Below are 20,631 nucleotides of genomic sequence, written 5' to 3'. Positions count from 1 at the left end.
ATGGTGCGCACGACGACGCCGGTGACGTCCGGTTTCGTTGCCGCCGCCCGGCAATGGGGCCGGCGACGTCGGGTTGAGTGCGGAGAGGGGTGGTGAGGGGTTCAGCTCTGCTGGCGGTTCAACGTCTTCTCAAGGATTTGCAGCGCCGTGACGCAGTGTGCCTGGGTCGGGTGGTCGGCGCGCAGCGCGGTCAGCGCCCCGTCGATCGCGTCGTCCAGGGCGTGCCAATCGCGTGGGGAACGGGGCTTCAGGCCTGCCTCCGCCGCGTCCCAGGCCACCTCGAGGTCCTTGATCCGCGTCTTCGCGCCCGCGAGGTCGCCCTTGGCGGTCAGTGCGTTGACGTCGTCGATGATGACCGTGAAGGAGGACAGGTCCCCGAGCGTGGCCGACACCACATGCCGTGCCTTGGTGGCTCCTGCTGTCGTCGGGTCCTGCGCTGCCGCGCCGGAGGAGCCGGCGGATCCGCTCGCCGCCACCGGAGACTGGTCGGGGGTGCCGGCCGACAGCCAGCTGCCGATCCCGACGACGGCGACGATGCCGACGGCGGCCCACATGAGGTCCGACGGCCGACCCAGACTCGCCCGGCCCGATTTGCCCCCGGTATCGGAGTGCGCGCCTGCGCGGCGGGCCCTGGTCGTGGCCACCTGCTCGCGGCCGACGAGCACAACGATGACGGCGAAGAACAGCACACTGGTCCGGGTGGCGCCCAGACCGAAACCACCGAGCGAGTGGTCCTGCGTGAGCAGGTCGCCGACCGCGGCTCCGAGCGGACGAGTAAGGATGTAGGCGGCCCAGAACGCCCCCACCTGCCAGGCCTCGATCCGCCACAGCACCAGTGTGACGAGGAAGGCGCCGCCGAAGATCAGCGCGCCGTTCTGGAACCCGAGACTCAACGCCTCGGTGGCCAGGTCGCCGGCAGCGGTGCCGAGCGCGAAGGTGGTCAAAATTGCGCCCCAGTAGAACGCCTCCCGCCGGGGCGTGTTGATCGCGGTGATCGACAGGGTCATCTCCTGCCGGTACCAGACGGTGAAGACCACGGCGAGGAGCACCGCGAACAGCGCCGTACTGACGTACAGGCTGACCCCGAGCGTGTCGGTGAGGAAGTCGGTGATCTGCGTCCCCGAGATACTCACCAGTACCACGGACAGCCAATAGATCCACGGGGTGTAGCGGCGGGTGGACGCCTGCAGTGCCAGGGCCCCGGCCAGGACGGCGAACACCAGGCCGTCGGTCACCGCCGGGCCGAGCCCGGCGTTGACGGTCAAGTAGTCCGCGAACGTCTCCCCGACCGTCGTCGAAAGGATCTTGATGACCCAGAAGGTCGCGGTGACCAGGGGCACTTGTTCGCCATCTGCTGCAGGCGAGGGGCAGTAGCGGTGGACACCATGCGCACGCTCCAGGAAAGGACAAGGGGACGTCGTCACCCATCGAGGTCGGCAAGCGCCTCTCCACAAGGAGGACCCGCCGGACCAGATACTACTCCCGGGAATAGTAGAAAGTGCTCGAAGCCCGGAACGGACCGCCACGCGTCCGTGAGCCACACGGCCCGACTTACGCCAGGGCGCAGTCCCGCGCTCCCGGCTTTCCACCAGGATTTCCGCCAACCAGACCTGGCGAACTGCTAAGTGGACGCCGAGCTACGACCCCGACCCGACCACGTCGCGTCAAACAGTCGCGGGCTTAGATACCGGCGAGTTCCAGGAACACATGGAGGTCGAGGGTCGCGTCCGCGATGGCACCGGTGGCCATGACGAGGACCGCACCGGCGGCGATGACGAGTGCGGGGTGGTGGCGCAGTGGTGGCGCGAGGAGGGCGGCGACCCGGCGGGGGATGGGCCCCGCTCCGGTGAGGGAGGTGCGGCGGCCGAGAATGCCGAGAGCGGCGCCCGGGAGATGCCTGCGGTTGAGGGTGTAGTGCGTGGCCAGCGCCGCCTTGCCCACGGTGCGCGCCACCCGGGCGCGGTCGCCGACGGCGGCGGCGGCGCGTTCGTCGGCCCAGCGTTCGGTGGTGTAGCCGACGGCGGCGGCGAGCGGGCGCAAGAGGGGGTTGGCGGCGGCGCCCAGCCCTGCGAGGGCGGCGAACAGGTAGTGGTGCGCCTCCAGGTGGGCTCGTTCATGCGCGAGCAGAATCTCGTGTTCGCCGTCGTCCAGGAGGTCGAGCATGCCGGTGGAGACGACGACGCGGCCGGGCAGCCCGGGCAGCGCGAACGCCTCGGGTGTCTCGTCGTCGACGACGACCAGTCCGTCCTGGGCGGGCATGCAGGCCGCCTGCGCGGCGGCCGCGGCCAGTGAGCGGGCGCGGATCCACAGCATGCGGGCGGCGGCGAGGACGGCGCCGCCGAGCAGCAGGCCGGCGACCAGGGCGACCGGCACCTGAGTGGGGTCGTCGCGTTGGGCGGCACCGGCAGACCAGTGGCCGAGGTCGGCGAGCAGCGGGAGGCGGATCAGCCCGGTGACGGCCAGCAGACCCAGCGAGATGGTGCTCGCCGCGCCCAGCATCAGTGCCGAGACGGTGAGCAGCCAGGTGGCCAGGCGGGGTTCGCAGCGCTCGGAGAGGATCCGCGCACCGAACGGGGCGAACAGGGACAGCAGCAGCGGGAGATAGACGGCGATGCGCATCGGGACGCCTTTACCGGCCGTGCCCGGACTCGGGCCCGAGCAGCCGGCGCAGCAGTTCCGCGTCGGACGCCGACAGGCCGTCGGCGAAGCGGGCGAGAACGGCCTGACGGTCGGGCCGTTCCTCCAGGACGGTGCGCATGCGGCGGGCGGCGTACCCGTCTTCGTCGGTCACGGGGCTGTAGGCGTAGGCGCGTCCGCGGGGTTGACGGGTGAGCAACTGCTTGGCGTACAGCCTGGTGAGAATCGTCACCACCGTGCTGTAGGTCAACTCGCTGCTCATGCGTTCGGCGACCTCGCCGGGAGTCAACGGGGCGCCGGCGCGCAGCAGCACGTCGAGGATCTCGGACTCCCGCTCGCCGTTGGCGCGCCTGGGTACCCGCCCCTGTGAAGTGGCGTCCATGGGTTGTCGTTTCCCCTGCTCATCTTCTACAGTCGTGTAAAACTTCTACGGCCGTGTAAAAGCTGCCGTCCTCTGAGTGTGCCAGGTGTTGAGGCCGGAGGACAGGGCGCGGTGAAAGGACTCCCGGTTGTCGCAGCCGCTCAATCCACTGGATGCCACCTCTCTGCTGACCTCGCTCGGCGCCGCGGGTGTGTTCGTGGTGCTGTTCGCCGAGACCGGCCTGTTGATCGGGTTCTTCCTGCCCGGAGACTCGCTGCTGTTCACCGCGGGCCTGCTGTGCACCACCACGACGGCCGGCGTACGTCTGTCACTGCCCCTCGTGCTGGCCGCGGCCGTGGCCGGGGCGATCCTCGGCGCCCAGACCGGCTACCTGATCGGCCGCCGGGCGGGTCGCGCGCTGCTCACGCGAACCCGCAACGCCCACCTTCGCCGCGGCGCGGCCCGGGCCGAGGCGCTGCTCGTCCGCTACGGGCACGGCAAGGCCATCGTCTTGGCCCGGTTCATCCCGCTCGTGCGAACCGTGCTCAATCCACTCGCAGGAGTGGTCCAGGTACCGGCGCGCACCTTCACTGTTTGGCAGGTCATCGGCGGCCTGGCGTGGACGGTCGGCCTCGTGCTCGCCGGTTACGCCCTGGGGGCCACTGTCCCGGACGTCGACCGCTATCTGCTGCCCATCATCGGCGCGATCGTCGCGGTGTCCCTGCTGCCCCTGGCCGCCGAGGCGCTACGTGCCCGTCGCCGCGCCAGGATCGCCGCGGCGGCGACCCGCGACAGCGCCCCCGTGACCTCGTCCACACAGGAGGACCTCAAGTGAGCGGTATCAGCCTGATCCAGGCCGTGGTGCTCGGCGTCGTCGAAGGGGTGACGGAGTTCCTCCCGGTCTCCTCCACCGGTCACCTGAAGATCGCCGAGGGCCTGATGGGCATCCGGGTGAGCGACGCCGCGGTGGTCGGCTTCACCGCGGTGATCCAGGTCGGGGCGATCGCCGCGGCGCTGGTGTACTTCTCCGGCGACATCGTGCGGATCGTCTCCGCCTGGTTGCGCGGCCTAATCCGGCCGGAGGAGCGGCGCGGCCACGACTACGCCTTCGCCTGGTGGGTGGTGTTCGCCACGATCCCGATCGTGGTCGTGGGCCTGGCCGCCAAGCCGCTCATCCAGGGCCCCCTCGCCTCGCTGTGGGTGGTGGCCGCCTCGCTGCTGGCCGGCAGCGCCGTCATGTGGGCCGCCGACCGGATGGGCCGCCACAAGCGCGGCGAGGACGACACCACGTTCACCGACGCCATGCTGGTGGGCACCTCCCAGATTCTCGCCCTGCTGTTCCCCGGCTTCTCCCGCTCGGGGGCGACCATGTCCACCGCCCTGCTGCTCGACCTGGACCGGGTCGCGGCCACCCGGCTGTCGTTCCTCCTCGGCATCCCCGCCCTGACGGGGGCCGGCCTGTACGAGCTCAAGGACGCCGCCGGCGCCGGGACCGGCCTCGCGCCGCTGGTGGCCGGGACGGCGGTGTCCTTCATCGTCGCCTACGCCTCGATCGCCTGGCTGCTGCGGTACGTCGCCCGCCACTCCTTCACCGCCTTCGTGGTCTACCGGATCGCCGCCGGTGTGCTCCTGCTCGCCCTGCTCGGCGCCGGAGCGATCACCGCATGACCACGCAGGCCCCGGCCCGCTGGGGAGCCCGGTCGTGGGCCCGGTTGTCCGGGCGCCTGCCGTGGCTTGCTGTCGTGGCCGCCGGCTACGCGGCGGCACAGCTGACCCTCGCCGCCCCGCACCTCGGGCTCGGCTGGGACGAGACGGTGTACCTGTCCCAGGTCGACCCGCGTAACCCGGCCGCCTACTTCAGCGCACCTCGCTCCCGGGGCGTGAGCCTGCTCGCCGCCCCCGTCCTGGCCGTCATCGGCTCCACCGCGGCGCTCAGAGTCGTCCTGGCGCTACTGTCGGCCGCGGCGCTGTACGGGGCCTACCGAATTTGGCGGCCGCTGCTCGGGCCCGGCCCGACCGCGCTGGCCGCCCTGCTGTTCGCCGGCCTGTGGACCACTGTGCTGTACGGGCCGCAGGCCATGCCCAACCTGTGGGTGGCGTTGTCGGCGGTGGCCGCGGCCGGGTGGTTCCTGCGGGCCCAGCAGTCCGATGCCTCCCGGGCCATGCTCGCGGGCCTGGGTGTCGCGGTCGCCGCGGCCACGCTGTTCCGCTTCTCCGACGGCATCTGGCTCGCGTCGGCGCTATTGGCTGCCTGCCTCGCGGTGCGCGCCTGGCGGCGACCGGCCCCCGCTTTCGCCGTGGCCGGTGGGCTGGCCGCGGGCGGCGCCGAGTGGATCGCCGAAGCATACGCCCGGTGGGGCGGCCTCGCCGCCCGCCTGCACGCCTCCAGCGCCACCGAGGGCGGCATGGGTCGTCACTGGGCCGGTGGCGACGCCTGGCGCAGCCTGAACGGGCCCCTGCTGTGCCGCCCCTGCACCGTCCCCTTGAGCCACCCCGCGCTCACCCTGTGGTGGCTTTCCCTGCCGCTGCTCGCGTTCGCAGCATGCGCGGTGGCCGTGAGGGCAGGACGCCCGGCGCCGACCCTGCTGCCCGTCGCCTGCGCCGGAGCAATGAGCGTTCCCTATCTCGTCCTCATCGACTACTCCGCGCCGCGCTTCTTCCTGCCCGTCTACGCGCTGCTCGCCCTGCCCGTCGCCACCCTTGCCGCCCGGATCGTGCGCGCCGTCCATCCGGCGCCTGCCCGCACGACCGTCGCGGGGGCACTCGCCGTCGTGCTCGTCCTGCATCTGGCGACACAGTACGGAATCCTCCGGAACAACGCCGCCGCCGCCCGGGTCACCGCCGGCCGCTACCAAGCGGTCGCCGACGCCCTGCGCCGCCTCGGCCTGCACCCACCCTGTCTGGTCACCGGCAGCCACGCCCAGCCGATCGGCTACTACGCCGGCTGCGCCTCCGCCGACGTCAGCGGAAACAACCGCGACACCACCAGGGCCGACCTGCTGCGCCGCGCCGCCACCGAACCCACCGCCGCCCTCGCCAAGACGCGCTCCGGCCCCCCGGACTACGCCCGCACCTGGACCTCCCGCCGGATCCGGGGCACCGGCTACACCGCCTACCTCCGGTCGTTCGCACCCCGCTGACGGTGATGCCTCCACGGGTTGACGGGCCGCGACATGAGCGGACCCGGGCGACGGTCCGTCCGGACAGCTGCCGGGTTCTCTTCCCTGCCCTGCCGGGCGAGCGCTGTCATCGCCGTCTGCCGCCGGTGCTTCATCGCAGGTCAGGTCGCTGGTCTCTCCCGATTCGAGCTACTATCGGACTAGTAGTTACTATCGGGATAGTAATTGAGCTTTGCGAACTGTGCACTGCAAGGAGGTCCGGAATGGAGCTCGGACACGCGGAAGTCGAGCAGGTGTGGCCCCGGGGTGGCCGGGTGCGTCTGACCGGTTTCATCGCCGGGGCCGAGGCCGGCTCGGCACCGGAGACAGCCACCTTGACCCTGACGGATCGCGACCATCCCACCGTCGTACTGACGTGTCCGGCGACATTGCGCGGCGGACGGTTCGAGACGTCCTTCGGCATCGACCTGCTCGCGTCGGCCTCCCCACTCGAAGGTGACGACGGCCGCCAGGTCTGGGACCTGCATCTGAAAGTGCCAGGCAGATCGGAACCGCTACGGCTGGGGCGCCACCTTGACGACATCCCCAACAAGAAGAAGGTCATCACCTTCCCCGCCCAGACGGACGACACCCCGATGGGCCCGATCAGCGTCAAGCCGTACTACACCGTTCAGTCGAACCTGTCGCTGATCTGCCGGCGTGGCTGACAGATGAAGATCCGCTACCTGCTCTTCAACGCCTACAGCGTCGGCGGCACCATTCGTACCGTGATCAATCAGGCGAACGCCCTGGCCGGTGAGCACGATGTCGAGTTGGTCAGCGTCTTCCAGACGCGGGATCAGCCGAGGTTCGATCTTGATCCGCGAGTGCGCCTGCTCACCCTGGCCGGCCTGCGTGGATCCGGTTGGCGGCATCCCATCCGGGCGTGGCTCGGTGGCCGGGCCAGCCGCCTCGTCCCGCCGTCAGAGGTCCGCTACGCGAGTTTCAACCGACTGAGCGACCGCGGATTGGTCCGCTACCTGCGGTCCCTGGACGGCGGAGTGCTGGTCACCACTCGCCCCGCCCTCAATCTGCTCGCCGCACGCTTCGCCTCGCCCAGCGTCATCCGGGTCGCTCAGGAACACATGTACGTGCGCTCCCACAAACCCGACTTGATCGACCAGATCGCCCGCTGGTACCCCCGTCTCGACGCCGTGGTGACCCTCACCGACGCCGACGCCGCCGAGTACGCCGCGATCCTCGACGGCGCACGTACCCGCCTGGCCACCATCCCCAACGCTCTGACACCGGCCGTACGCACGCCCGCCGCACCGAACAGCAAAATCATCGTCGCGGCCGGACGCCTCACCCGCCAGAAAGGATTCGACCTGCTGGTCGAGGCGTTCGCCGCGGTCGCCGACAAACACCCCGACTGGCAGCTGCGCATCTACGGCGACGGCAAGGAACGCGCCAAACTGCAGCGCCTCATCCACCGCCTTCACCTGTACAACCACGTCTTCCTCATGGGCGGCACCACCACGCTGGAGCAGGAACTCGCCAAAGGCGCGATGTTCGTCCTCAGCTCCCGATCAGAGGGCTTCGGCATGGTCCTCATCGAGGCCATGGCCCACGCGTTGCCCGTCGTCAGCTTCGACTGCCCCAACGGTCCGGCCGAGATCATCACGGGTGGCCGGGACGGACTGCTGGTCCCTCCCCAGGACGTCACCGGACTCACCGTCGCCATCGAGTCGCTCATCGCCGACCCGTCACTGCGGAACCGGCTCGGAACGGCGGCCAAGGAGTCGGTCGCCAGGTACTACGTCGATCGCATCCGCGGGCGATGGGAACAGTTGTTCACCGAGCTGCAGGAGATGAAAGCACCCTCCAGGAGGTCGTCGGCGCCTGTCGGCCCGTGATGGCTTGCCGCGCAGTTCCTCCGGCCCGTACACGCGGCGCGTGGGAACTGCTCGGCCTTCTCGACGTCCGGCAGGGCGACCACGTCTGCGAGGTCGGGTGCGGGCCCGGCGCGCTCCTACGGGCGCTGGATCAGCAGAACCGGGCGCCGACGATCTGCGGCCTCGACCCGTCCGCCGACATGCTCGCCATGGCGTCACGGCACAACGCGGCGGCCGTCGCGAGCGGTCGTGTGCTGCTGGCGCTCGGCACCGCCGACCGCACCGGCCAGGACGACGGGAACTTCGACCGCGTCGTCTCCGTCAACAACGTGGCCATGTGCTGATCGCGGCCAGGCCCATGCCTTCCGATCCTCATTCTCCCCGCAGGCCTCGTGACTTCCCATCCTGCGACGGGGAAGCCGCCGGTGCGTCTTTGAAGATGATGACTCCCGTGTGCTCACCCATGGCACAGGTGAACGGGAGGCGTCCTGGAGGGCGTACGCCGAGGTCGACCACCGTTCGGCCAGTCGCAGGGAGCACCCGTTCGAGGCTGAGGGTGGGAATGACGAAGTCCTGTGTGCAGTTCGTCGTCTCCTTCGTCACAAGTACGAGGCGGGTGCGCTGATTGGCCCGAGCGACGATGCGGTTGGGGGAGTACTCGTCGTTCAACACCCTGACCTCTATGACCTGAGTCCCCATAGCGCTCTTGGTGAGGGTGCCGGCGGCTGTCGGCCTCGTCGCGAACGTGATCCTTCCAGTGCGCATTCCCACGGCACAGGTGTAGGTCAGGCTTCCGGGAGGTTGTGGGCCGAGCTCGATCGTGGTCTGTCCGGTTACGGGAAGGACCTTTTCGATGTTGAGGCTGGGGATGACGAAATCGCGGGCACAGCTCGTGGTCTTGTTCGTCCGGAGGACGACTTTGGTGCGGCGCCCCGCATGCGCCGTCACGGTGGTGGGGGAGTAGGAGTCGTTGCCCACTCCTATCTCAATGGTCTGCGGCCGATCGTCTCTTGCCGCAGACAAGGGGACTGCCGGTGGTGCCGCCGCGTCGGCCTGGCTCGTTGCGGCGGGGCTCCAACCGGCCAGCGTGAGGCCGGAGACGGTGGTGAAGGCGGCGACGGCCAGGAGGACGGCACCGGTGGCCGTCCGCAGGCGGCCCTGCAGGATCTGTGTGGACTTGCGAAACAGATATCCCAGAAGGGTGAACAGCGGGACGGTGCCGAGCACGAACCCCGCCATGACCGCGGCACCCTCTTGGGGAGCGGCGGACGTGACGGCCAGGAGCTCCATGCTGAGGGTCACGCCGCACGGAAGAAGGATGGTCGCCAGCCCCAGCAGCAGCGGGGTAAGCATCCAGGTCGTTGCGGCGCTTCTCTGCACCAGCCGGGTCCAGGCTACCGGGCTCCTCGGCGCCAGCCGTCGCGCGATGCGCAGGCCGAACAGTTCGAGGGCGAAGAACACCATCAGGGCCGCCGCGACCAGCATGATCACAGCTCGGACGCGTGAGCTGAACTGGATGGCGGAACCGAAGGCGCCGAGGGCGGCGCCGAGGAGGGCGTGGGAGACCAGCTTGCCGATGAGGAAGACGGCAACAGGCGCCAGCGAGGGCGGAGGAGCCGCAGTCTGCGGATCGACGGCCGTTCGGCGGGTGACCGCGGCGGCGAGCAGACCGCCCTGAACCGCCGCGCAGCTGGCGCCACCGGCGAGCAGCCCGGTCCCGACGCCAGTGACGAACAGGAATGCTGAGGACATGCGAATGCTCCCTGATGAATCCGACAGTGCCGGGTGGCCGGGCTACTGAGCGACCATCGTGAATGCGGCGGTCGTGACAGAGCCCTGGTACTTGAAGTCGAGGAACAGGCGGTACGTGCCGGGACCGGGTGTTCCAAGACGGAAGCCGACGTCGGGACCCGAGGTGGTCGTGACCGGCTGCGCGATCTGGACGGCGAGGTCGCCTTCGCGTAGTGCCACGAGGTTGGCGTAGCCATCCTGGTATGGCTGAAGGTCGGTGACCGGCAGGCCGTCGCGGCTGAAGGTGAAGGAGATGTCGTCGTCCTGGCCTGGGTGCAGCCAGCCGTTGACGCTGATGTCCAGGTCGTCGTGATCATCATCGCCGTCCCCGACCTGAGCGGCGCGGGTCGGCGCCGCCGGCGACTGCGGAGTGAAGTCACCGCCTGAAGCAAGATCGACGCCGAGCGTGAGGATCCTGCCCAGTGTCGCCGGCATGAACTGGACGAAAGCCCGGTAGGAGCCGGCGCTCGGCAGTCGCAGCGGGACCGACCAGGTGCCATCCGGGGACATGGTCGGATGCAGGTGCCGGTAGTTGGACAGATCGCGGCTGACGGCCACCAAGTGCATCGCTGCACCGTTCAGGCGTCGGAACTGGGTGACCGCGCGACCGTCTGGCCCGTGAATGGCGAACGCCAGCGTGTCCTGATCGTGCAGCAAGGTGTTCTGCGGGCTGAGGGTGTAGCCGGAGTCGGAGACCAGGAGTCCGGCGGGTGTGGGGGAGGAGCGGGAGGCGGCTGGGGTGGTGGACATGGACCCTGAGGACATGGAGCGCATGTCACTGCGCTCTCTATCGGGTGTCCCCGAGGTTCCGGCGGTTCCGAACAGGCCCGTGTGGCGGCCGGCGATCAGAGCCGCGACGAAGACGACCATCAGGGCGAGGACGAACAGCACTACCCGGACGCGCCCGCTCATGCCGGATCCATCGTGTAGCCCGCTGATTCGATCGCCGTTCGCAGGGCGTTGTCGGTAACGCTTCCTTCGCTGGTCACCGTCACCTCACCGGTTGTGAGATCGACCCGAACCCTGCGGACCCCTTGGAGGTCTCCCAGCGCGGCGGAGACGCTGCTCGCGCACGAGCCGCAGCTCATGCCGATCACCCTGACCACAGTCGTTCTCATTGTCGGCTCCCCCGCATGCGGCTACTAATTTGACTAGTAGGACGCTTCCTGACAGTCCTGCAGCGAGAGAATACCCATAAGGGGTACCAGGCGTTCTTACCTTTGAGTGATTGAGATGTTGCGCATGGTAGTGGATGTGATCGAGACGTAACGCCGCTCGCGGGAGTGTCCGACGGAGACCCCCACCGCATCATCCAGCAGCAAGGCGCTGTCACTGACGCCCCTCGCCGCCTTCACCCCGGCTGTGACGTCACTTGGATCTCATCACCCGCGCGACCGCGACCAGATGCGCAGACTGCTCACCGGCCATAACGACGGATGCTGAGTGGAAGGCATCGGTACTAACCTCGGCAGTAGTGTCGGCCTGCTCACTGCACGGTGCGGAGAGCATCCGCTCTCGAGGCGAAGGTGTCCCTCTTCTGGGGTGCGATGATCGCCGACACCGTGCTGCTCGTCCGCTACCTCGCTGGGACACCCCACGCCCGGTCGGCCCCGGCCTGCCGTACGCGCAGGAGCTTCTGGCGCAGCGCTACGCGCGCGGCGAAATCGACACCGACGACGAACAGACCCGCCTCGACGTACTACGGCGCTCCGGAGGGTGAATCACCACGCACGTCTCCCTTACGTCTCGTCGGCTACGAGCTCTCAGCCGTCATCGATCAGGAATCAGGGCTCCGGCGAGCCGCGGTTCGCCGGAGCCCTTCCTCAGACCTCTAGAACGGTCCCGCTCCTGCTGCCCGCAGGAAGATCCGTCCCAAGGTTGCCCGACTTCGCGTTCCAGCCCCTCATCGGCAGCTTGAGCAGTGACCGCTCTTGCAGTGGCAGTTCTTGCAGCGGCAGTGCTGGCAGTGACAGCCCTTGCTGCGGTGCCCGAAGCTGCTGTGGCGGTGGGTGGTCGTCGTGGCGCTGGCGCTGGAGGTACAGGTCAAGGCTTCCAGGCACAGCGCTCCACCCGCCAGGGTAGTGCTGAGTGCCAGGCCGGCGATGATACTGCGGAAAGTGGGCATAGCGTTTCCTCCTTGAGGATAATTGCCCCTAATCAGATACATCTCCTCGAATGTAAGGAAATGGCGTTTGATGGCACTCCAGCAGCCATCTCCTGCAATGCCTTAATTGCCTGCTTCCAAAATCCGTAAACGGACATCTAGGTGATTTAGCCGCTTATTGAACCTACTAGCAGCGATAATAGATAGAGCCTGGGTCGTTCATCCCGATACGACCTGTAGGTCCGATAACTCCCGGATCTCGTATCCTGCCCACTGACGGTTCGCAAGACCGTCTACCACTCGACCGTCTCTGGTCTGGAGGTCCGAAGAGGTATCTCACGAGGCAGCGGAGGGCCGTCTCGTGGCGCAAGGAGTCGCTACTATCACCGGTAAGAGGCGTGTGTTGCAATGCGGGGAAACGAGGCGTCCCCGGCACGAGGAGCATCGCGGCCGCCCAGGAATGGAGGAATGGGGCGCCGGGGAGCGCAAGTGATGCGGTCCTGTCTGCTGGGCTGCTGCCGGCACTCGTGTCCACCGCCGTGACCGCCCTGCGATTCACCGCCGCGGGTAGTGCATCCGTGGGCCGGCACCGAAGGCGGGGACGACACCACAGCGTGTGAAGAGTGGTCGTGGTCAGGGGGTCAGCACACCAGCGGCAGCAGGAGGCCCAGGGTGGCCAGCACAACGGGGACGCCGACGGCCGTGACGACTGCGATCCAGGACAGCGGCCGGGCATGTGACAGCCCGGGGAAGAGCTGGGGATAGGTCAATCTGGCGACCCGCAGTCTCGCGATCTGGGCGGTGGCGGGGTTGACGGCCAGAGCCCCTGTCGCACAGGAGGTGATGGCCAGTTTCTGCAGGGCTCCGATCAGCGGAGCCTTGCCGTGGCGTCGTACCGCGCTGTCGTCGGCGGCCAGTTCCAGCAGGCCGGGCAGGATGGTGTGGGCGAGCCGCAGCGTTCGCAGCCAGGGAAGGGCGGCATGCAGGGCGTCGGCCAGCATGAGGAGAAGGTGATGCCTCTGCCGCAGATGAGCGCGTTCATGAGCAAGCACCGCCTCCACCTCGGCCGCCTCCAACCGGTCGAGCGCGCCCGTGGTCACCACGATGGGCCGCTCGCGCGCCGGTAGACAGTAGATCAACGGCGTTGGATGGTCCAGCACACGGACATCCGGCGTTCCGGCGAGATCACGCGCGACCACGTCGAGCATCTCGCGGTGCGCGCGCCGCTCCCGGAGGGTGTGGACGACTCTGGGGACGGCCAGCCGGAGAGCGATTGCTCCCGCCGTGAGCAGGAGCGCGGATGTCAGCGCCGCCGCGAGAGTGATCGCATGCTTGTCGTTCAGGCAATCGGCGAGCCAGTCGACGAGGCGGTGGCCGGGGGTCGACGGCCAGACGAGCCCCAGAAGGCCCAACCCTGCCAGGGCCAGGGCGGTGCCGGCGGTGGCGGCGGCCCACAGGGCGGCGGCGGTGCCCGGCAGACGAGCGGGCCACCGCGCTCGCAGGAGTAGCGGTCCGGCGAGCTGCCCGAGCAGGAGCACGCAGCAAGCCAAGGCGATGCTCGCGGCGATCATTTCGACGTCCTCCACCCTCTCAGGCCCCCGGTGAATATTCCCAGGAAGGGGTGGGTGGCGACACGAACACCACCCACCCTTCCGGCGGCTTACTGCAAGAGCCGCGTCATGGTGCGGATCTCCGCCGACTGGCTGGAGAGGATGGACGCGGCCATCTGCGTGGCCGGCTCGTAGACGCCGGCGCCTTGCTCTTCCTTGGCCATGGTGATGGCGCCCTGGTGATGCTCGATCATCATCTTCAGGAACGCCCTGTCGAAGGCGGTGCCGGAGAGGCCTTCGAGCTTCTTCATGTCCGTGCCGGACATCATGCCGGGCATTTCCATCCCCGGCATGTCGTGGTCCATCGGCATGGCGCTTTCACCGGGAGCCTGCGCCCCCCAGCTCTCCAGCCAGCCGGTCATGGTCTGGATCTCGGGATCCTGGGCCGCCCTGATCTTCTGGGCCAGTTCCTTGACCTGGCTGCTGGCGGCGCGGTCCTCGGCCAGTTTCGCCATCTCCACCGCCTGACGGTGATGCGGGATCATCATCTGCGCGAACCAGACGTCCCTGTCGTTGTGGTCGGCCGCCGGACTGGTGATGGGAGGCTGCGACCCGGTCGGCATCGCCGGCACGGACGACATGGAGGACGCGTCGTGGGCGGTGGTGTCGGCGGAGCCGCACGCGCCGCTCAGGAGACCGGCCCCGGCGAGCAGCGCCGAGGAGACGATGAGACGCTTCATTGGTGAACACCTTCTGTGCTTGATTCGGGACATTCAGCGATCGCTTCGACGGTCGCGCGTACCGCCGAGCGCGCTTCTACACCCGGATCACACAGAGTTGAGTGAGGGTCGGCCCTCGGGGGCGGGCGGTGGGCCCGCGCGGGAGGAACGGCCTCAAGAACGGCCGTATCGGCAGCGCGATGAAACGGCTCACGGCCGCCATGACGAGGAGAAGTAGTAGGAGAAGCAGTCCGGCAAGCAGGAACGCCAGACAGACCTGGCCGCCCCCGTGCCCGTCGTGGGGAGAGCGCTTACCGTCGCCGTGGCGCGTGTCGGCCGGCATCGGCATGCCGAAGCCGTTCGCATGCCCGGAATGCAGGGCCAGGACGCTTGGAGTCGGGACAGGGCCAGGTGAGGGCTGTAGGCCGTGCATGGCGAGCAGCCCGCCCAGGACGGCGGCCAGCAGGAAGGGGGAACCCCAACGAGCCGGCCTGCGCGCCACAGCGCCCGTAGTCACAGTCGACACACTATCGCCTGTCCCATCTCCTGGGCTCACAGTGCGGTGCGGTGTCCGTACCGATCGTGGTGATCATCCCTTTTCCCCTGGCTCTGATCTACTATCCTGTGTAGGGAGGAAGGTCGAGGGCGGAGGGGACGTGCGCGAGTTCGGCAGGCTCGAGGCGGCGATCATGGACTGCGTGTGGGATCTCGGCCGCCCGGTGTCCGTGCGCGACGTCCTGACCGAACTCCAGAAGAGCCGCGACATCGCCTACACCACGGTGATGACGGTGATGGACACCTTGCACACGAAGGGCTGGCTGCGTCGCTGGATGGAAGGCCGTGCGTACAGCTACGAGGCCGTCGCCTCACGGGAGGCGTACACGGCGCGTCTGATGCGGGGAGCGCTCGCCACAAGCAACAACCAGGCTGCGGCGTTCGTCCACTTCCTTGCTGAACTGACGCCTTCGGAGGCGGAGGCGCTCCGTCAGGCCCTGAAGATCGTGCCGCAGGGGTGAGTTCCGCCCGTTGAGGTACGCACGTGCCGCGACGTTCGCATGTCCAACGACATCACCAACGTCCCTGCCGACGACCTCGATCCGCTCATCCGGATCCTCGACGTTGCCGACGCCGTCCCCGGCGCGGCAGACCTCCGTGCCCGATCACACGAGCTGCGGGGCATCGCCCTCGGCGTTTCGGTGGTCGACGTGGGGTGCGGCACCGGCCGTGCTGGTGCGGAGATGAACGAGCGGGGCGCGCACGCTCTCGGCGTCGACGCCCGCGAGTCTTCACCGACGCCACCATGCTTCCGATGCTGTCGGGCATCGCCAATGCCGTATGCGCGACAGGGGCGATCGACCGAGAGCAGGCCGACATATGGATCGCCGAGCAAACGGCCCGGGCTGGAGCGGGGCGGCTCTTCCCGGCCATACCGATGTTCCTTGGCAGCCGCACGGCGAGCCTGACGAGAACGCCTCCCGGTGAGCGGCGCGGAGCATGGTCCATTCGAGCGCCACAGGATCCGTGTGGTGTGGGCGGCTGTAAGGGAGGCACGGGTGTCCCGAGCTTGTCAGGTCTGGTCGGCGCCCTCCCCGCGTCAGTCGTGAGCCGCCCCTCCACGATCGAGGGGAGCAGGGGCGTTCAGTCCGGCCAGAGTGACGGCGACCAGGCGGTGGACGGCGTCCGGGCTGCCAAGGGTGCCGGCCGCGGTGAGGGCGTGCAGGCAGTAGCCGGCCAGTTCGTCCGCCGGCACATCGTGGCGGAGGTCGCCGTCCTCGGCAGCCTCGGCGATCAGCTTTCGCACGAACTCCCGTAGTCGTTGCTGCGCGCGGTCGACGTGTTCGCCTCGATGCAGCAACGTGGCGAGCTCGCCGCCGTGGTGGCGCGCTGAGTGGTGCTGGATCTGCGCGAAGGTCTGGAGGGCCGCCTGCAGGCGTACGAAAGCCGGCTCGGCTGGATCAGCGGCCGCGGTGAGCCGGTCGAGATGTGCGGTGATCTGGCGTTCGTGCCATGCGGTGAGGACGGCTTGGGCGTCGGGGAAGTACTTGTACAGCGTCGCACGCCCGACGCCCGCCTTTTCGGCGATCTGCGACATCGTCAGCGAGACCAGCCCCTGCTCGGCCACCAGCGCCGCCATGGCATCCAAGGCGGCATCCCGGACAGCGGCACGGTGCGCGTCGATGGTCTCGGTCCACAGCTTCGGCACGTCCCGAGCATACATCCTGTCGCGTTCGATTCACTCTGCTACTGTCGTAGACAATGTGTATCGATAAATTGCGATGCTCCACGAGGCGCCATGCGGGGCATCCGGCTAGAAGGACGGGGATCCACATGCTGCTGGTCCACGTCATCGACAACGAACGGGACCGCATCGCCTACTTCCACGCACGGCAAGCGGTGGTCGCGCGTGACGACGCCACAGCCTGCTTCTCCGAGGGCCAGCACATCTCATCGATCGACGCGACCACCCTCGACAGGCTTCCGGCGAGGACGGTGTCCCGGTCTGGCTCATCGCCCTCATCCGGACCTGATCCTCGCCCGCTCGGCGCCCCAGCAGTCCAACAGCTGAGACCAGCCCTTCCCAGACAGGAACACCATGCGGATCCTGCAAGCTCACATCCGGACCGAGCGGGCCAGCCGCTACCTCGTCCAGTTCTGCAAGCACGCCGCCGCCATGGGCGGCGGCGGTCACACCTCCCGAATGCACCTGCACGGGCCGATGGTCCGCAGCGAGGTGCGGGTGGCGGCCGAGTGGTCCGAAACGAGCGGAACCGTCACCTTCACTCCCTGGGGGCAGTGCACGCTGGTCGCGGATCCCGGCACCGTCATGCTGCGCATCGAGGCGGCCGACGAGGACGGTCTGGTTCAGATTCGCGACGTCGTCACGCGCGACTTCGAGCGGTTCAGCCGCCGCGACCCGATGACGGTCACCTGGGAGCGGCCGGAAACGTCTGAGGCCGACCCCTTTCGACCCGCCGGCGCACTGACCCCGACTCAGCAGCGTGGCTTCCCGCGATCGAAGCTCCAGAGCGTCCTCCTCGCCCTGGCCGTCGTCGTGGTCATCGCTCTGCACGTCGGCGTGGCCGGCACAGTCGTGGCAGAGTCGCTATGGACCGGCGCTGCCGTCACCATCGTCCTCGCGCTCGTTGTGATGAAGATCGCGCTGGTCGCGTGGGCCCGCATCGGACTTCGGCGCCGCAGGAGCATCAAGAGGGCCGACCACTCATAAACATCGAACATCACCCCGACGAACCTCGAAGCCTGCGTTCAGGTCTGTAAGGCCTGCGGCGATGAGTGCGAGCGCCACGGCAAGCACAACCACTGCCCACTGTGCCAAGGCCTGTCGCTCCTGCGAGCGGGATGAGGACCACCGGCGCATGGACGATCAGCGGGTGAACGGGTAGTCCAAGGATCTTGTCGAACATCGTGGCCTCCTGCTGGTTGGGTCCGCCGTCCTCGCACAGCGCTTAAGGGCGTGATCACGGTCGGCTCCTGGGCATGTCGCCACACCGACTACTACTGGTTGTAGTTCCTGTTTCGCCAAAACGAGCGGTTGCTGAGAAGATACCCAAGGGGGTATCTGGACGGTTTACCCTTTGCAGCGCGTGGTCGCCACCGACTCGGCCGGCCGTGGCAGAAGGGTCAGCGCTTCCGCGGCTGTCCGCCGGGCAGGCCGCCGTTGTCCAGGAGGGTGAGCGCGTCCCTGAGGCCGGCTCGTGAGGTGATGCCCAGCTTGGGAAAGATGCGGTAGAGGTGGGCGCCGACGGTCCGCGCGGAGAGGAACAGCTCCTCCCCGATCTCCTTGTTGGTCATGCCTGTGGCGGCCATCTGGGCGATGAGGTGTTCCCGTCCGGTCAACCCCTCGTGCTCCAGCCGGGGACCGGTTGGCCGGCCGGCTGCCCTGAGCTCCTGACCGGCGTTCTCCGCCCACTTCCTGGCACCGAGGCGCTCGAATGTCTCGCAGGCCCGGGCGAGGTGTTCCCGTGCGGCGCGCGGCGACCGGGCTCTCCTGAGGTGCCGGCCGAACAGGAGCTCGATGCGGGCCTGCTCGAAGGGCCACCGGTCCGCCCCCGGTGTCGCCAGAGCCTGTTCGAACAGGCTCGTCGCGGTGTCCCCGGCGGAGGCGAGCGCCTCGGCGGCCGTGACCAGCATGCGGAGCCGGCCGGAGATCGTTTCCAGCCGTGCGGCACGGGCCGCCGCCACGTGGGCCCGGGCCTCCGCGTGCCGGTTGGTCCGGACCGCGGCTTCGACGACGTCGAGCACCGTCCAGACAGCCACCGAACGGCACGGCGGGATGGTGCCGGCGGGGCTGATCGACGTCGCCTCCCGGTACGCGGCCTCGTAGTCCTGGCGGCCCAGCGCCAGCAGCGTTCCGGTGTAGTGGCAGAGGTGACTCACCACGGTCGCGCCCCTGGGGACGGCCCAGTGGATCAGCTCGTCGGTGATGCGCCGCGCCGTCTCCTCGTCACCTCGTACGGCGGCGAGGGTGGCGACCCAGTGATCCGTGGCCCAGCTCGAGAGCCGCAGCCCGTGTTCGTTGCTGAAGGAGAGTGCCTCGGCTAGGTATCGTTCGCTGTCCTGCCAGTGGCCCATGAAGTAGGAGTCGAGCGCCAGCAGCACCAGCGCCTGCGTCATGACGTTCATGTCGTCCGCCGCGCGTCCTCGCTCCAGCGCACGGTGCAGGGCGGTGCGGCAGCCGGGCAGCCGGTCCACCCATGAGGCGGCGAGCGCGGTCAGGACGATCTCGTCGGGGTCCTCGACCCGGTCGAGCCTCGCGACGAGCCGGTCGAGCTGCCGGTAGGCCGCGTCACCGGCGTTCGCGGGATCCGAGTGGGTGTGCCGCATCAGGACGACGATGTCGATCTCCGGGCTTTTCAGGCGCGACGCCAGTGCGTCGAAGACCGGCCAGAGCTCCTCGCGGCCGCCGAAGAAGCAGACGTACAGCAGGGTGAGCAGGGCCGCCCTGATCTGGAAGATCGACTGCGACTCCTCCTTCACCGCGTTCAGGGCACCTGCCAGGACACGGTGCGCGGCGTCGACGTCGCCGTCCGCGTTGAGGATGACGAACGACGTGGCGACCGCCATGTCCAGGGAGCCGGTATGGGCGGCGTCGAGTTGACGGACCTGGCGCAGCGCGTCGCCGGCCGACGCGATGCCACCGGCGAGGCGGGCACCGACGTACGCCGCGATGGCCAGGCGCCGGGCGCGCTCCGAGCCGGCCGGGCTGAACGTCGAGGCTTTCGTGAGGGCGGTGACCGCGCCGACGATGTCGCCCCGGCCGACCAGCCGGTAGCCCGCCTCCTCCAGCGCGGACGCCGCTCGCTCGTCGGGCCCGGAGCTGCCGTGCGCGAGATGCCAGGCCCGGCGGTCCGGGTCGTCGTGGAGCGCCTCGGCCAGCCGGCGGTGGACGTGGCGGCGCTCGGCGGCCGTGGAGGCGTTGACCACGGCCGCCCGCGTCAGCGGATGCGAGAACACGACCGGCGTGCCGTGGTCGGTGACGCCGATCAGCCCGGCGCGTTCCGCGGTCGCCAGCGTCTCCAGGAGTTGCCCGTCCGACGCGGCCTCCAGGACGCGCAGACTGCCCGTCGCCTCCAGGGCGGCGAGGAGCAACGACCGTCGCGTGGCAGCCGGCAGGCTCCGGATCCGGGAAAAGAACGCCTCCTGGAGTCGCCGGTTCAGCGGCACGCCGGACAGGTCGGCCGCCGCGGCCTCGTGGCCGTGGTCGGTGAGCGTCAACGGCAGTTCGACGAGGGCCAGCGGATTTCCCGCCGCGGCGGCCAGCACCCTCCGGCGCATCGTGGGCGTCAACTCGGGGTGGTGAGCCGTCAGGATCTCCGCCGCCGATCGGCCGTCGAGCGGCGGCAGCACGCATTCGGCCAGCCGCGCCCGTTCGAAGAAGCCCTCGGCCTCCGGCCGCATCGAGCCGAGGAAGCCGACGCGCGTTCCGGTGAGGCGCCGGGCCAGCAGCATGAGCACCGCGGCGCTCGACCGGTCCAGCCACTGCAGGTCGTCGACCATGACGAGAACCGGCGAGTCGTGCGCCGCGGCGTGCAGCAGGTCGCGCAGTGCTTCGGCAACCGACAACCGATCCAGGGCTACCGAGGTCTCCGGATCGAACAGGGCCCCGAGGAGGGTGGCCTCCCTACGGTCGAGAGCCGGGATCGAGTCGATGACCGGCCGCACGATCTGCCGCAAAGCTGCGAAGCCGATGTCGGCTTCGAACTCGACCGCGGCGGCTGACAGGACACGGCCGCCCTCCTGCCGCCACAGCCCGGCCGCACGCTGAAGCAGGGTGGTCTTCCCGAGGCCCGGTTCGCCGACGACGACCAGCGAATGCCCGGATTCACGGGCCCGTCGGCGAAACCCGTCGATCACGGCGAGCGCGGCATCTCTGCCGACGATGTCTGTCGTCATCCCCGTCATGCTTCGTCACGTCGGTTACGGCCACTCCGACCAGCGTGAAGTCTATCTCCCACCGG

Annotated in this window: 20 protein-coding genes; 9 read left to right on the top strand and 11 right to left on the bottom strand. The window is 68.9% G+C overall.

Features of this window, described 5'->3' with window-relative positions:
• Positions 1–101: 101 nt before the first annotated feature.
• The 3 genes from Mco01_RS30440 to Mco01_RS30430 all read right to left on the bottom strand — a co-directional run bounded on the left by Mco01_RS30440 (position 102) and on the right by Mco01_RS30430 (position 3,019).
• Complete coding sequence (locus Mco01_RS30440) at positions 102–1,340, bottom strand: COG4705 family protein (RefSeq protein WP_204060304.1); 1,239 nt, start codon at positions 1,338–1,340, stop codon at positions 102–104.
• 340 nt (positions 1,341–1,680) lie between these two features.
• Positions 1,681–2,619 (bottom strand): M56 family metallopeptidase, encoded by a 939-nt coding sequence (locus Mco01_RS30435; RefSeq protein WP_204060303.1) that lies wholly within the window; start codon positions 2,617–2,619, stop codon positions 1,681–1,683.
• A 10-nt stretch (positions 2,620–2,629) separates the two neighbouring features.
• Positions 2,630–3,019 carry a BlaI/MecI/CopY family transcriptional regulator gene (locus Mco01_RS30430; RefSeq protein WP_204060302.1) on the bottom strand — a complete coding sequence of 130 codons (390 nt, stop codon included), beginning with the start codon at positions 3,017–3,019 and terminating at the stop codon, positions 2,630–2,632.
• 127 nt (positions 3,020–3,146) lie between these two features.
• Here Mco01_RS30430 and Mco01_RS30425 point away from each other — a divergent pair, with 127 nt between their 5' ends.
• The 6 genes from Mco01_RS30425 to Mco01_RS30400 all read left to right on the top strand — a co-directional run bounded on the left by Mco01_RS30425 (position 3,147) and on the right by Mco01_RS30400 (position 8,335).
• Positions 3,147–3,833, top strand: coding sequence for a DedA family protein (locus Mco01_RS30425; protein ID WP_239104011.1), 687 nt, complete (start codon positions 3,147–3,149; stop codon positions 3,831–3,833).
• Positions 3,830–4,666 carry an undecaprenyl-diphosphate phosphatase gene (locus tag Mco01_RS30420; protein WP_204060301.1) on the top strand — a complete coding sequence of 279 codons (837 nt, stop codon included), beginning with the start codon at positions 3,830–3,832 and terminating at the stop codon, positions 4,664–4,666. The genes Mco01_RS30425 and Mco01_RS30420 overlap by 4 nt, the downstream gene beginning before the upstream one ends.
• Positions 4,663–6,138, top strand: coding sequence for a glycosyltransferase family 39 protein (locus Mco01_RS30415; protein ID WP_204060300.1), 1,476 nt, complete (start codon positions 4,663–4,665; stop codon positions 6,136–6,138). The genes Mco01_RS30420 and Mco01_RS30415 overlap by 4 nt, the downstream gene beginning before the upstream one ends.
• Positions 6,139–6,380: 242 nt before the next feature.
• Entirely contained in the window at positions 6,381–6,824 is a 444-nt protein-coding gene (locus tag Mco01_RS30410) for a hypothetical protein (protein WP_204060299.1), read from the top strand.
• Between the two features lie 3 nt (positions 6,825–6,827).
• Entirely contained in the window at positions 6,828–8,012 is a 1,185-nt protein-coding gene (locus Mco01_RS30405; protein ID WP_204060298.1) for a glycosyltransferase family 4 protein, read from the top strand.
• Positions 8,012–8,335, top strand: coding sequence for a class I SAM-dependent methyltransferase (locus tag Mco01_RS30400; protein ID WP_204060297.1), 324 nt, complete (start codon positions 8,012–8,014; stop codon positions 8,333–8,335). The genes Mco01_RS30405 and Mco01_RS30400 overlap by 1 nt, the downstream gene beginning before the upstream one ends.
• Before the next feature lie 28 nt (positions 8,336–8,363).
• On the opposite strand, the gene Mco01_RS30395 is transcribed toward Mco01_RS30400, so the two are convergent.
• From Mco01_RS30395 to Mco01_RS40300, 6 genes are all read right to left on the bottom strand, one after another.
• The gene (locus Mco01_RS30395; RefSeq protein ID WP_204060296.1) at positions 8,364–9,743 is read right to left on the bottom strand and encodes a cupredoxin domain-containing protein; all 1,380 of its coding nucleotides are present in this window, start codon (positions 9,741–9,743) and stop codon (positions 8,364–8,366) included.
• 42 nt (positions 9,744–9,785) lie between these two features.
• The gene (locus tag Mco01_RS30390; RefSeq protein WP_204060295.1) at positions 9,786–10,694 is read right to left on the bottom strand and encodes a DUF8832 domain-containing protein; all 909 of its coding nucleotides are present in this window, start codon (positions 10,692–10,694) and stop codon (positions 9,786–9,788) included.
• Positions 10,691–10,900 carry a heavy-metal-associated domain-containing protein gene (locus tag Mco01_RS30385; protein WP_204060294.1) on the bottom strand — a complete coding sequence of 70 codons (210 nt, stop codon included), beginning with the start codon at positions 10,898–10,900 and terminating at the stop codon, positions 10,691–10,693. The genes Mco01_RS30390 and Mco01_RS30385 overlap by 4 nt, the downstream gene beginning before the upstream one ends.
• 1,627 nt (positions 10,901–12,527) lie before the next feature.
• Complete coding sequence (locus Mco01_RS30380; RefSeq protein WP_204060293.1) at positions 12,528–13,457, bottom strand: M56 family metallopeptidase; 930 nt, start codon at positions 13,455–13,457, stop codon at positions 12,528–12,530.
• A gap of 89 nt (positions 13,458–13,546) precedes the next feature.
• The gene (locus Mco01_RS30375) at positions 13,547–14,176 is read right to left on the bottom strand and encodes a DUF305 domain-containing protein (RefSeq protein WP_204060292.1); all 630 of its coding nucleotides are present in this window, start codon (positions 14,174–14,176) and stop codon (positions 13,547–13,549) included.
• A 76-nt stretch (positions 14,177–14,252) separates the two neighbouring features.
• Positions 14,253–14,657 carry a DUF6153 family protein gene (locus tag Mco01_RS40300; protein ID WP_372444998.1) on the bottom strand — a complete coding sequence of 135 codons (405 nt, stop codon included), beginning with the start codon at positions 14,655–14,657 and terminating at the stop codon, positions 14,253–14,255.
• Between the two features lie 154 nt (positions 14,658–14,811).
• On the opposite strand from Mco01_RS40300, the gene Mco01_RS30370 reads away from it, so the two are divergent.
• Entirely contained in the window at positions 14,812–15,171 is a 360-nt protein-coding gene (locus Mco01_RS30370) for a BlaI/MecI/CopY family transcriptional regulator (RefSeq protein WP_036320985.1), read from the top strand.
• 578 nt (positions 15,172–15,749) lie between these two features.
• On the opposite strand, the gene Mco01_RS30365 is transcribed toward Mco01_RS30370, so the two are convergent.
• Positions 15,750–16,358: a TetR/AcrR family transcriptional regulator gene (locus Mco01_RS30365; protein WP_204060291.1), complete on the bottom strand. Its 609-nt coding sequence runs from the start codon at positions 16,356–16,358 to the stop codon at positions 15,750–15,752.
• Positions 16,359–16,748: 390 nt separating this feature from the next.
• Between Mco01_RS30365 and Mco01_RS30360 the strand changes: the two genes are divergently transcribed.
• Together Mco01_RS30360 and Mco01_RS40530 are read left to right on the top strand one after the other, a co-directional pair.
• Positions 16,749–17,381, top strand: coding sequence for a DUF2218 domain-containing protein (locus Mco01_RS30360; RefSeq protein WP_204060290.1), 633 nt, complete (start codon positions 16,749–16,751; stop codon positions 17,379–17,381).
• Between the two features lie 9 nt (positions 17,382–17,390).
• Positions 17,391–17,516, top strand: coding sequence for a four-helix bundle copper-binding protein (locus Mco01_RS40530; RefSeq protein WP_486348085.1), 126 nt, complete (start codon positions 17,391–17,393; stop codon positions 17,514–17,516).
• A 278-nt stretch (positions 17,517–17,794) separates the two neighbouring features.
• On the opposite strand, the gene Mco01_RS30355 is transcribed toward Mco01_RS40530, so the two are convergent.
• A complete protein-coding gene (locus tag Mco01_RS30355) occupies positions 17,795–20,566 on the bottom strand; it encodes a helix-turn-helix transcriptional regulator (RefSeq protein ID WP_204060289.1) in 2,772 nt (923 codons plus the stop codon).
• Between the last annotated feature and the right edge of the window lie 65 nt (positions 20,567–20,631).

The organism is Microbispora corallina, from assembly GCF_016863035.1.
GTDB classification, from domain to species: domain Bacteria; phylum Actinomycetota; class Actinomycetes; order Streptosporangiales; family Streptosporangiaceae; genus Microbispora; species Microbispora corallina.
This window is presented reverse-complemented; position numbering and strand designations above follow the sequence as displayed.